The organism is Nostoc sp. XA010 (genome assembly GCF_020829625.1).
Taxonomy (GTDB): Bacteria; Cyanobacteriota; Cyanobacteriia; order Cyanobacteriales; family Nostocaceae; genus Nostoc.
Genome location: NZ_JAIVFX010000001.1, coordinates 126,618 through 139,647, shown reverse-complemented (window position 1 = coordinate 139,647; position 13,030 = coordinate 126,618). Strand labels below are relative to the sequence as shown.

Genomic DNA, 13,030 nt, shown 5'->3' with positions numbered 1-13,030 from the left:
GTCTCAAGGTAATATTTAAAAATGAAAGTTTGATTATTTATTATTTGTTCTTGCTGTAGTTCTTTTAGGTCTAACGATAATAAAAAATGCGAGCAGAGTAAAAGCTAACATTTGCCAAGTCACCAAATTCCAGCCACCAAGATTCCAGCAGAATAAACCAATGCTAGTACCTATAGAACCGCCGATAAAATAGGTAGTCATGTAAACTGTATTGATGCGGCTATTCGATTGAGCATCAAGACTGTATATTCTTGCAACATTAGTAACTTGGATTGCCTGTACACCCACATCTAGTAACAATACAGCAAGTGCGATCGCTAGTGCAGAATTAGAAGCAATTTTAGCAATTACTAAGCTTGCAATCACCATCGATACAGCAAGAGTCAAGGAGCGTTGCGAGTTACCTTGATCGGCTAGTTTACCAAAAACTGGTGCCATTAATGCACCTGCGTAGGCGTAGCCCGTCGTAGACATCGCTACAAAGCCATACATCCCAATTATGTCAGATTGAAAATTAAAAGGCGCTCCGCTTAAATGGAAAGTCAGTGTTGTCCAAAATGAGCAAAATACACCAAACAATAACCCGCTAATTAAAGACGATTCTCTTAATAACGAAAAACGTTTTAATTGGTGAAGTGTTGATTTTAATAATTCCAAATAATAACCATCAAATTCATTTTTTACATTAGGCAAATATAGATTTAGCAAGGCAATAACAATTAAAATCATTACTGCCGAAAATCCATATACATAACGCCAACTCAACCATTCAGCAATATATCCACTAAAAACCCTTGCTCCTAAAACTCCAATCAATATACCAGTAAAAATATTGCCTACGGTTTGGCCTGTAGTTACTCTATCTATACTTGCTGCTAAAGGTAGAATAATCTGAGCGGAGACTGTCGCAATCCCAATTGCTACGCTCAATATCCAAACTTCCATGATGTTTTGTGAAAATGTCATGCCTATCAACAAACAAAATAAACTTATCAGTAAGCAAAGAATTAATTTTTTCTTATTGATTTTATCGCCCAAGGGGATTAAAAAGAAAATACCCAAACCATAACCAACTTGCGTAAGCACAGAGATACTACCCGCTTCGCCTTCACTGACTCGAAAAGATGATGCAATATCTTGGAGGATTGGCTGATTATAATAAACGTTGGCAACACAGACACCAGATGCGATCGCCATAATCAGTACCTGGACTTTAGTTAATCCATTACTTGAGATTTGTTTTTCCATTAAACCTAAAATTTATACAGGAAAAAACTGGTTTACAGTACAGCTAAAACCAGTCAATAAAGGAGAAATTATAATATCGCTACTAAATAAGGTTTCTACCAATTTAAGTTGATTTTGTTCGCGTCGATAGACCTCTAGTTTACGCGATCGCCAATCAGCAATCCAATATTCTTTTACTCCTCTGGAAGAATAAAGTTTAAGTTTAGCTTCCTTATCTCGTCTTTCGTCTGACTTGCTTGCAGACAAGACTTCTACTATTAAATCTGGTGCGCCGGTTAAATGTCCCTCTTCATCCAACATTACCGCCAAGGTTTCCTTAGTAGCCCAAACTACATCAGGAATCACATTATCTGATTCTGAAAACAAAACACCAGGGTTGATCACAGCTTCCCCTAAACCAGTAGACTCTGACCAAATATTAAGCTGTTGGAAAATTTTGCCACAAGTTTGCTGATGTTTAAAGTGAGGTGCCCTAGTCACAAATAATTCTCCATCAACTATCTCGTAGCGTGTACCTTCATTTTCTGCGAAGAGTTCCACATCATGAATTGTCCAGTGTACTCCTGTTGTTAGCATCTGGCTCATCGGCTAACTCCCTTAATCTTGCTCTTGTATTTTAATTATAAAATTTAATTATCACTTGCGATTTTCGCGCCGCCACTTACCCCGTACTAAGCGAATTTCATCAAAAGTGTAGCTTTCACCGAGTTGTTCTCGAATTGGCGTTAAAGAGATATCACCAAGTACTTCTAAAACTTGCCAAATTTTTTGTTGATGTTCAAGAGGTACTAACTGATTTATGTCTACAGGCTGATTTTTTTCAATCAAATCTGTCAAATGGCGAATAATTGTTGTGGGGCGAATGTTGCGTTTTTTGGCAATTTCATTAACACTCAAACCTTGTTTATGTAATTGTAATGTGAATATTTCTGTGTCGGAAGGTAAGCTAACAGAGGGTGTAAAATTAACTTGCGGTGGATCTATCAAACCTTTTTCTTGGCGGTAGGCGCGAATTTCTGCGAGGAATTTATCGCCATATTGGGAAAGTTTGTGACTACCTACGCCCGAAAGTTTACCAAATTCGGTTAGTGTTGTAGGTTGTACCTGTGCCATCAATTTCAGGGTAGAATCCTGAAAGACAACGTAAGGTGGTACAGATTGTTCATCAGCAAGTTGTTTACGGAGCGATCGCAACCTCTGCATTAATATCTCTGCTTCAACAGCCTTCTCACTGCCTTCTTCCCAAGTAACCTTCTGTGCTACGGGAACAACAAGAGAAACTGTACGCTGTCGCCGCATCACTTCCCAACTGAGGGGGTTAAGTTTCAAAACTGAGTAACCATCGCTAGTCTGTTCTATTAACCCTTGATGTAAAAGCGATCGCGCCAACATTCGCCACTCATCTACACTCTTATCTTTGCCAATACCGTAGGTAGAAAGTTTATCGTGTTCGTACTGGATAATTTTGTCTTTTTTTGCCCCCCGCAACACATCAATAATGTGTAGCATCCCAAATCTTTCTTTACAACGCGCCACACAAGATAAAAACTTCATGGCTTCAGTTGTCCAATCTTGCATTGGTTTGGGATGACGGCAATTATCGCAGTTACTGCAATTACCGGGAAAACGTTCTCCAAAATAACCTAACTGAATTGTTCGCCGACAAACAGTACCTTCAGCATAATCAATTACCTGACGCAGTTGTTGTTTAGCAATCAACTGTTCTTGGGGATCAGTTTTTTGGTTAATACTCCATTCAATGGTTTTAATATCACTGAAACTGAAAAAAAGCGTACAACGTGAAGGTTCACTATCCCTCCCCGCCCTACCTGATTCTTGATAATAACTTTCTAAATTACGCGGTAAATCAAAATGAATTACTAACCGCACATCTGGCTTATTAATTCCCATTCCAAAGGCAATTGTTGCCACTATGACGCGCACATCATCTCGAATAAATCGAGTTTGATTGCTGCTGCGTTCTTCATCAGTTAATCCGGCATGATAAGACAAGGCAGAAATTTTATCATTTTGCAATTTAAAGGTGAGTTCATCAACTTTTTTGCGCGTCAAGCAATAAATAATTGCTGAACCTTCATTTTCCCGGACGAGTTCTAATAATTCAGCATACGCAGACTTGGTTTTAGAACGGACTTCGTAATAAAGGTTTTGGCGGTTAAAGCTAGCAATGTGGATACTGGGTTGCTTTAGCCCTAGTTGTTGGATAATATCAGCACGGACGCGATCGGTTGCTGTGGCGGTGAGGGCGAGGGTAGGAACATCAGGATAGCGTTTCCGCAGAGATTTCATCTGACGGTATTCAGGGCGAAAGTCGTGTCCCCACTCAGAGACGCAGTGGGCTTCGTCAATGGCAAAAGCCGCAATGCCAATTTTTTCTTTGACTAAATCGAGAAACGGGAGAAATCTTTCACTCAACAGACGTTCTGGGGCGACGTAAAGTAGTCTAACTTTACCACTGAGGATGGCTTCTTCGCGCGATCGCACCTTATAGGGATTCAGACTACTATTGAGAAATGTGGCGTTAATATTATTGTTTCGCAGTCCTTCCACTTGGTCTTGCATCAAAGCGATTAATGGCGACACCACCACCGTTAAACCTTTTTTGATCAATGCAGGTAACTGAAAACACAGAGATTTTCCCCCACCCGTAGGCATCACAATCAATAAATCCCGATTTTGCAGCGCATCTTCGATAATTTGCCGTTGTCCGGGGCGGAATCTGTCGTAACCGAAGTGATATTTTAGCGCTTGTTCGAGATTGGGATACTGAAGCATAGCGATCGCTTTTTCCGGGGCTGTCTGCGTGAGTAGTTATTGAAGATATCAGGATTTTAACTCACATCACCGGCAGTGTTGGGAAGGTCTGCGTTTCTGGAGTGCGTAGGCGCAGCCCGTCGCAGGCATCTTACTAAGTCAATCATCATACATGAGCGTAAGCGCAGCCCGTCGTAGACATCGCTTTAGCCAATCTGAAGCTGAGTCCCTATCTAAGTTTTTTAATGACCATTATTCTGGGCTTTCCCTAACGGCTCTTGACTTTGAACAGTGAGAAAATTGAAGATTATTTGGGATGCTCTCGTCAGCATCGACCTAACCGAGGATTTGCAGTTCTTCCTTTCACTTGATGCCCTATTTGGGTACATTTTAACTGTGATTCTAAAGCATCAATCTTTCGTAAAAGCGACACTCCCCACACTATAGAAATCACCAACTTGATTGTCATACCCACGAGCAAAAGTGTCACTATTGTAGCAGTTTTCTTTTGTTGAATCAGCCTTTTTTGTTGTTCTGCAAGTCGTGCTTCAATTTCTTTGGCGCGTTCAGCTTCTAATGTGTGCTGCATTTCTCGCCGATCTAATTCTTCACTAGCAGCTAAAAATCGATAATCTAAGTTACTCAAGCTTTTGCCATTTGCCCAAGCTTGAGCATCAATTAAGGCTTGTCCACGCAAGAGGCGAGATTCATCCTTTTCCTTTGAGGCTATCCATGCATTGAAGGTTTCATAGTAGGGGCGCAAGTAAGCTAATTTTTTTCCGACCCATTCTAAATTGAAAACTTCTTGATAAATTCGATTTTTAATTTGGAGAAAACCTTGCTTTTTGATTACTAAACCAGATAGCAACAGTTCTACCTGTTCTTGGCTATCGTCGGCTGGGACTTTCACTCCTTGGAGGATTTGTTGATAAATTCCCAGCAATCTGGCGGCAATTTGTTCGTTTCCAAGGATGCGATCGCGAATTGTCCTCAAATGCTCCGGTTCATCTTGTGATTCCCATTTTTCGATGATGTACGATCGCACTACATTTTCTATCCAAAATTCTTCCGCGCCAGAGGGTATTTTTAGCTTTCTACCCACATCACTTTGAGATAAACAGACAATTAGCCGACATAGCTTTTGAGTAAGAAATGGTTGTCCTTCTGTCCAAGATAATATTTCTTTCAAAAGTTTTTGGGGATGATTATCTTTAATATTTAGTCCTAAAGATAAGGGTTGAGCTTCTTCAAATTTGAATCCATTTACTTGGATGGCTTTACCAATATTAAAGGGGGTAGTATTATGTCTATATCGGATTAAGTCTGAAGGTGTCGCAACACCGAAAATTGCAAATGTAATCCGATGATACTCTGGATCAATTGCTCGTTGGTTATAACAAAAGCGAATCAAGCTAAAAAAGTCATCAACAGAAAAATCTAGGCTGAGAATACTATCAATTTCATCAATAAAAATAAATAGTCTTTCGTTAGGAAACTGAGCTAATAGAATTTCTGAAATAAATCGGCTGACTTTCTGAACTAAAGAAAGATCATTTTGTTCTTGCCACCAGGTTTTTAAATTGACTTTACCTAACAGTTTAAAGCCTAACCATAAATCACCTACCACTCCCTTATACCATTGCTCTGGAGTTATATTGTCACAACCAATATTAGTCATATCAACGGTGGCACATTTAAACCCCTCTTGTTGAAAGCGATGCTTTGTTTTTACCATAAGCGAGGATTTGCCCATTTGCCTACTGCTCAGGATGTAGCAAAATTCGCCCTGCTTCAAGGCTTCGTAAAGTTCCACATCCGCTTTGCGCTCAACATAGCTAGGAGCATCAGTTGTCAGGGTTCCACCAACTTGGTATCGATAATTGTTCATTTGATTTAAAATGTTAAGCTAGTTCTCATTTTTAATAAATGAATTTGCATCGAGATAATTGATTAAATTCATATTAATAACGAGAATAAGTATTTTTATTATCTCTGTTTCAACAGTTTACCAGAACTATTATGATCCTGATCGTCTTAGTTGTTGGCTAAAATAATAGCGATATAACTCACACCTTATGTGAGCTTGATTGCCGTTTAGTTGAACCAAGCCCATACTTTCTAGCTTGTAAGCAGCGATCGCGTCTAGCTCCACTTTTTCATCTGTTGCAATTACCTTTTCCATAGCTGACATTAATTCTGGTTCTTTTTGGAGTAAGCGCAACAGTTCTCGTAAATGCTGACTGTAAATTCCTACTTGTGTAGATGCGCTTTCTAGTAACACCTCTAATGTTATTTCTTCATGACATAGATGATAAAGTGCCAGACTCACCAAATAAGGATGTCCTCCTACCATTGCTTGTAAGGGTACAAGGCGTTTTGCCCCTTCAGAGCCTGCTGCCCAATGTAGCCCGTAAGCTAATGCTAGTTTCTGTACTTGATTGAGGGTAAACGGCGGCAACGTAATTGTGATCCCAACATTGAAAGGCGATTGGTTTAGCTTGAGTGGAATATAAATTTCTGTGGTATGAACTACCACCATTCGGAGTTTTTGCCAGATTTGATCCTGCTTTGCTTGTTCGTGCCAAAATCGCAGCATTGGCAGAAAGTCTTGGGCAATATTCGGATGTTCAAAAACTCGATGGACTTCATTCAAAGCTAAAACTACAGGGCTTTGCTCAATGTATTGCAGCAGATATGCTTCAAAATAGATTTTGCAGCTTACCTTGCTGCCCATTTCCGTATCCCAAAAATCATCTAGACAGGGAAGGAGATTTAATTGCCTACTGACATTGACACAAAACCAACGCAAAAATTTATCCAGAGAAGCAAAAATATCTTCGTCAGCTTCTTGAAAGTCCAAATACGCAATTTGATAACCTTGCTCTTTAGCATAAGCAATCATTAGGTTCAACAATGAACTTTTTCCGGTTTTTCTAGGTGCTTTGATTCGGATTAAGCAACCAGGGTGTAAAATTTCGTTATAAACAAGTTCTTCCAGGGGAGGACGATTGATGTACAGGGGAGAACCCAGTGGTACAGGGCCGCTTGGAAATTCGATCTTGCTTGCTGAAGGAAAGTCTGGAGAAACTATTTCTAAGCTAGATTCTTCGCCCAACTTTTCTTGGCTGTGATTCTCTTGATCATTTATCTTCTCTTGGAGGTATTTCTCCAAGGCTAAATGTAGATTTTTTTTCGTTATTTTCTTTCCAAGTGCAACAGAAAGGTCTTGCCACAACTCAGAGCCAACTTCCTTGATGTAATTGTTGCGGTAGCCTGATATCTCTGCCATTTCATCGTAAGTTTTGCCCAACCATGATTGAGAGAGCACAAAACATTGAATTGAAGCAAGAGGCTTGTCTTGCAAAATTGTTTCTACTGCTTGCAGAATATCTTCCACGGATATTAGTATTAAAGGTTAAAGAGTTAGTAGAGGCATTTATTCAATTTGGTATATTAATAATATACAACCGATTAACAATTCAAAATTCAAAACTCAAAATTAAAGATACTTCAAGAATCTAGAATGGATTAGCGATTTTAAACGCGCATGATATTAAATTCTTTCCTTTGTGACTCTTCGCCCTGACTTGACTGCTAAGGGTATTCTGAATTCTGAATTCTATCTTCAGCAGGACTTCTCATTTCTTCAGTGCCAGAGTCAAGCCATCTGCGATCGCTACTAAACTAAGATTAACTCGCTGGTCTTGATGCAGCTTTTCATTAAAGGCACGAATCTTTTTAGTTCTATTATCTTGCACTTGGGGGTCGGCAACCTTACCTGACCAGAGGACATTATCGATCGCAATCAGTCCCCCCGGACGCACTAATTGTAGCGATCGCTCATAATAACCATCATAGTTGCTCTTATCTGCATCAATGAAAGCAAAATCAAAGGTTTCCGCTTCTTTGGTTGCTAGTAGCCGATCCAAAGTCTCTAAAGCTGGGGCAATGTGCAGTTGAATTTTGTCCGCCACTCCTGCTTGCTGCCAATAGCGCCGAGCGATCGTTGTAAATTCATCACTCACATCACAGGCTACCACTTTACCGTCGCTTGGTAATGCCAATGCCACCACCAGGGAACTATAACCTGTAAATACCCCAATATCCAAAGTTTTCTTAGCTCCCAACAACTGCACCAATAACGCCAAAAATTGCCCCTGTTCGGGAGCAATCTGCATTCTCCCTATTGGATACTGGGCTGTTTCCTGTCTCAGTTGGGTTAAAATCTCTGGTTCTCGCAAAGAGACTGATAGTAAATAGTCATAGAGGTTTTGTTCGAGTCCTAGCGTTTGAGTTGTCATAAGATTGGGGATTGCGGACTTGTGGATGAGTCTTTGATACTCGCCAAGGATTTTTTAGAAATCAAAATTATCTTTAAATACAACTTAGTATGATGAGCAAAGCGATGTCTACGACGGGCTGCGCCTACGCACACACATTCTATATATGTAGAGATATTGCATACTAACCCTTTGTTTGAGTTACTTGCCTAAACCCTTCTAGAATAAAAACTATTGTAGGGAAATTTTATTACTAAACTTGCTTGTATTCTGGGAGGTATGATGAGCCGTCCAATAATTCTTGGTATTGTAGGCGACAGCGCTGCTGGGAAAACAACACTAACGCGAGGAATCGCCCAGGTACTCGGTCCAGAAAATGTGACACTGATATGCACAGATGATTATCACCGTTACGATCGCCAACAGCGTGCAGAGATTGGCATCACTGCCCTCCACCCAGACTGCAACCATTTAGATATTATGCAGCAACACCTGTCGTTGCTACGCACAGGACAGCCAATTCTTAAACCAGTTTATAGCCATAAAACCGGCACATTCGAGCCACCGCAGTATATCAAACCCAATAAATTCGTGATTATTGAGGGATTACTCGGTTATTCTACCCGTGTTGCCCGTGATTCTTACGATGTTAAAGTTTACCTTGCACCGCCTGAAGAACTACGCTCTAAGTGGAAAATTAAGCGAGACACGCAAAAGCGCGGCTACACAGCTCAACAGGTACTAGCAGAATTAGAAAAACGCGAACCAGACTCAGCAGAGTTTATCCGTCCGCAGCGACAATGGTCTGATATAGTAATCAGTTTCTACCCACCCACGGGCGAAGATGATGAAACCAATGGACACCTGAATGTGCGTTTGGTACTACGTCCAACAATTCCCCACCCAGATTTTACCCCGATTATCAACTCTACCTATGGTAATTCTGACTCCGCGATCCGCCTGGGGCTAGATAGGGATATGAGTAAGCCGGTGGATGTCTTAGAAGTTGATGGCCATGCAACCTTAGAACAGGTGAATAAGCTAGAGCATATTATTTGTTCTGATATGCCCCATTTACGAAGTATTTGCGATCGCGAAAGTAATCCCGAACTGGGTAAAATTGCTGGTACAACTGGAGAAACACTGCAAAGTTACCCCCTGGCTTTGACTCAGCTAATAATTACCTACCACATGCTCAAAGCAACGCAAATTTATCAGTAGCTGGGATGGGGAGTAGTGTTGGTTTATCACTTTAAATATGAGTAATGCCTATGAAGATTAAAGATTTTCTCAAATAAAGATGATTTTGAGAGCAAACAAGGGATAAATAAAGATAGTTCCATCTTTTATGACTATTCTCTGAGTTTTCTATGACCTATTGCCTCAGAATTGCCGACCTACCTACAAATGAGCGTCCGCGTGAACGATTAATGACGCATGGTGCAAAAATTTTAGCCACAGCAGAGTTAATCGCAATTCTTCTAGGCACCGGTCAAGGCCCAGGAAAACTATCGGCTGTGGGTTTGGGACAATATATTTTGAGCGAATTAGGCAAACACCAACGTGATCCTTTGGCAGTTCTGCGAGAAGTTAGCCCTGCTGAGTTGATGCAAATTTCTGGTGTTGGCCCAGCTAAGGCGACAAGTATCTTAGCAGCAATTGAATTGGGTAAACGCGCCTTTCAATCTCGTCCTAATGACGGCACATTAATTGATAGCCCACTTGCTGCTGCTGCTACCCTCAGTCAAGATTTGATGTGGCAGATACAAGAACGTTTTGCAGTGGTGCTATTAGATGTTAAGAATCGCTTATTAGGTACACAAGTAATTACCATTGGTACAGCAACCGAAACCCTAGCCTCTCCCCGTGATATTTTTCGGGAAGTTATTCGTCAAGGTGCAACGCGGGTAATAGTTGCCCACAACCATCCTTCTGGAAACCTTGAACCCAGCCAGGAAGATATAGAATTGACGCGTCAGTTGTTAACAGGGGCGCAGCTTTTGGGCATTCCGGTACTAGATCATCTGATTTTGGGTAATGGCAATCATCAGAGTTTACGGGAACTGACAACTTTGTGGGATGAGCATCCGCAGGGAGATTAAGATAATTCGTAATTCGTAATTCGTAATTCAAGACTTGTGAAAATTGCAACCCGCAGATCCCTGACAACTCTTACGAAGTCGGGGATCTTGTTGATCGCGAATTATTTAAGATTGCTATGTTACAACTAACTACAAAACATCTTCAAGCATAGATGCTAATTCTTTATTTAACCGACCGGATTTGACAAATTCTGCATAAGTGTCGGCTTCAATTGCTAACAATTCTCCTCGAAACTGTTCTGTTGTAAAGCTCTGAAGATTGGGATGTTCACCCTGTAATTTGTCAATTTCTACCCGTAAATCTGCAAGTTCGCCTTTGATTAGTGTCTCTTGATAACGGCGAAACTCTGGGTTAATACCGGGGCGTTGGTCTGACTGGAGATGTTCTAAAACGCGTTCTAAGGCAACATGACGGGCAACAAATTCTAAATATTGCTCACGTAAGGGTGCATCACCTAGCAAATTGAGTTTTTCCAGCAAAGGTTTGATGGTCAATCCCTGAACAAGCAGAGTAAATAAAACTACTCCAAATACCGTTGCAATGATTTTTTCTCGCTCTGGCAGTGTCGTCGATACACTCAATGCTAGGGCAATGGAGACGGAACCGCGTAACCCACCCCACCATAGGATAGTTTGTTCTGGTAAAGAAATTTCCGATTTGGTGATGCTAGTACTTAATTTACTAAGAATGTAAATACCAACTGCCCGCATCAAAATCATTGCTGCCACTGTCACTATTATGATTTGCAGGTTTTCGCCTAAACTAGTAAAGTGTATTTGGTCGCCAATCAGCAAGAAGACAATCGAGTTAACAAAGAATGCGAGAAATTCCCAAAATTCGGAAACAATAATCCGGGTGCGGGGATTCATGCCGATACGAGAGCCAAAGTTGCCTAAAATCAAACCTGTGGTGACAACTCCAATTACTCCAGAACCGCCCAAGTCTTCAATAATCAGGTAAGTACCATAAGCGGAAACTAAAGTTAAAGATTGTTCCACCAACGGCAAATCAAAGCGCTGGGTAAGGTAGGAAATACCAAATCCGATAAAAGCTCCTACCCCTACACCGATGCCAACAACTGTAAATAACTGCAATAAAATTGGCTGGAATTCCAATTCTACAGTTCCCAAAGATAAGGCCACCAAAAAACCAAAGGCAACTACAGCCATGCCATCATTAAACAAGCTTTCGCCTTCCATTAAGGTGACAAGACGACTATCTACACCCAGTTCACGAAACAAAGCGGTGACAGAAACAGGGTCAGTTGCAGATAGACTGGCTGCAATGAGTAAAGCTGTAGTTAGAGAAATACCAACAACTTGATTGAGAGCGATCGCTACCCCTGCGATCGCAATTACTACCCCGAACACTGCATACAAGCAAATTGGCACTAAATCCCGCTTCAGTTCTGCCCATTTCAAATTCCATGCGGCTTCAAATAGCAGTGGTGGTAAAAAAATGAACAAAATTAATTCCGGGGAAAGGGTTACTAAACGGACATCCACAAAGGCCAAACCTAATCCGACAATCACCAGTAGTAAGGTATAAGGTATATTGCGAAACCAGCTAAATATCTGCGGTAGTGTCGCCACACCTAAAGATACCGAAAGCACCAATAGAAACTGCTTGAGATTGTCGGTAATAACTTCCTCAGCGATCGCGGATTCAAGCACCATAAGAAAATTCCTGGTATAATTTTGCATTTATCATCATCTAACTATTTTCAGATGACACCAGTTCAATGTAAGACTTTAAATTAGCAAAGAATGAAGATTTTACAGTTAACCGAGCATTCAGGAGGAAGGTCTTGGGTAATAACATTCGAGACCGCTTTAAAAATTTCCGCCGTCGGGGTTCGCAACCGGAGCAACTTCAACAGGTACAAACAGACTTGCTGGCTGAATCAACTCTAGACTCAGCTTACATAATTTTAATTATTAGTTCCTGTGCGATCGCTACTTTAGGTTTATTGTCTAACAGTACGGCTGTGATTATCGGCGCAATGATCATTGCCCCCCCCCCAGAAGTCCGTTTGAGTGTCCGGGCAAGAGAACCTGTCACACCTCGGCAAGTAGAGTTATTAGAAGAATTTATCAAGCGAGAGATGGGGCAAACATTCACTCTCATTTTTGAAGTTGGTCAAGTGGAGGAAATTAGAAGTTCTGAACCCACACCCTGAAGTTGACTTTTGAACGCCAGTTGCTTCTCCCTACAGCCCTCCGGGCATCCTACGGCGGGCGCTAGCCTCTCCCTTTGGGAGAAGGGGAGACGCTGCGCGTAGCTTGCTTCCCCGAAGGGGTACAGGGGAACCCGCGCAACGCACTGGCTCCTTTTGACTTCCCCGTAGGGGCTGAAGATTCATTAATTTCTTGAGCATTTGTTCCCATCTGAAAACTACTGCACTCAGTGGCGAGTAGTTTCCGCAGGCTCCTTCGGTTGTGTGTGGGTTGGCTTTTGTTTGGTTCTGGGCGGGATTACGTATGCTACTGCACCAACCCCAACCATTCCACCGCCTATGATATACATAATATTTCTGGTGAAGTATTGGGAACCAATGTATCCAAAAGTGATTGCTGCCACTGTTGTGACGATCATTTGAGGTAGTTTCATATTTAAAATGCTGT

General features: G+C 41.3%; 11 protein-coding genes. 3 read left to right on the top strand and 8 right to left on the bottom strand.

Annotation, left to right across the window (positions count from 1 at the left end):
- Positions 1–33: 33 nt before the first annotated feature.
- From LC608_RS00575 to LC608_RS00550, 6 genes are all read right to left on the bottom strand, one after another.
- Positions 34–1,248, bottom strand: a complete 1,215-nt coding sequence (locus LC608_RS00575; protein ID WP_229551681.1) for an MFS transporter — start codon at positions 1,246–1,248, stop codon at positions 34–36.
- A 12-nt stretch (positions 1,249–1,260) separates the two neighbouring features.
- Complete coding sequence (locus LC608_RS00570) at positions 1,261–1,833, bottom strand: Uma2 family endonuclease (protein WP_229551680.1); 573 nt, start codon at positions 1,831–1,833, stop codon at positions 1,261–1,263.
- Between the two features lie 51 nt (positions 1,834–1,884).
- On the bottom strand, positions 1,885–4,044 hold the full coding sequence (gene recQ, locus LC608_RS00565; RefSeq protein WP_229551679.1) for a DNA helicase RecQ: 2,160 nt from the start codon (positions 4,042–4,044) through the stop codon (positions 1,885–1,887).
- Positions 4,045–4,348: 304 nt separating this feature from the next.
- A complete protein-coding gene (locus LC608_RS00560; RefSeq protein ID WP_229551678.1) occupies positions 4,349–5,911 on the bottom strand; it encodes an AAA-like domain-containing protein in 1,563 nt (520 codons plus the stop codon).
- A gap of 129 nt (positions 5,912–6,040) precedes the next feature.
- Positions 6,041–7,426, bottom strand: a complete 1,386-nt coding sequence (locus tag LC608_RS00555; RefSeq protein WP_229552064.1) for an AAA-like domain-containing protein — start codon at positions 7,424–7,426, stop codon at positions 6,041–6,043.
- Positions 7,427–7,661: 235 nt separating this feature from the next.
- Positions 7,662–8,324 (bottom strand): class I SAM-dependent methyltransferase, encoded by a 663-nt coding sequence (locus LC608_RS00550; RefSeq protein WP_229551677.1) that lies wholly within the window; start codon positions 8,322–8,324, stop codon positions 7,662–7,664.
- A 261-nt stretch (positions 8,325–8,585) separates the two neighbouring features.
- On the opposite strand from LC608_RS00550, the gene LC608_RS00545 reads away from it, so the two are divergent.
- Together LC608_RS00545 and radC are read left to right on the top strand one after the other, a co-directional pair.
- Positions 8,586–9,524 (top strand): phosphoribulokinase, encoded by a 939-nt coding sequence (locus tag LC608_RS00545; protein ID WP_229552063.1) that lies wholly within the window; start codon positions 8,586–8,588, stop codon positions 9,522–9,524.
- A gap of 149 nt (positions 9,525–9,673) precedes the next feature.
- The gene (gene radC, locus LC608_RS00540) at positions 9,674–10,405 is read left to right on the top strand and encodes a DNA repair protein RadC (RefSeq protein WP_229489639.1); all 732 of its coding nucleotides are present in this window, start codon (positions 9,674–9,676) and stop codon (positions 10,403–10,405) included.
- Between the two features lie 129 nt (positions 10,406–10,534).
- On the opposite strand, the gene LC608_RS00535 is transcribed toward radC, so the two are convergent.
- Positions 10,535–12,082, bottom strand: a complete 1,548-nt coding sequence (locus tag LC608_RS00535; protein ID WP_229551676.1) for a sodium:proton antiporter — start codon at positions 12,080–12,082, stop codon at positions 10,535–10,537.
- 131 nt (positions 12,083–12,213) lie between these two features.
- On the opposite strand from LC608_RS00535, the gene LC608_RS00530 reads away from it, so the two are divergent.
- Complete coding sequence (locus LC608_RS00530) at positions 12,214–12,585, top strand: hypothetical protein (protein ID WP_229551675.1); 372 nt, start codon at positions 12,214–12,216, stop codon at positions 12,583–12,585.
- 224 nt (positions 12,586–12,809) lie between these two features.
- Here LC608_RS00530 and LC608_RS00525 read toward each other — a convergent pair whose 3' ends face one another.
- Entirely contained in the window at positions 12,810–13,016 is a 207-nt protein-coding gene (locus LC608_RS00525; protein WP_229551674.1) for a hypothetical protein, read from the bottom strand.
- Between the last annotated feature and the right edge of the window lie 14 nt (positions 13,017–13,030).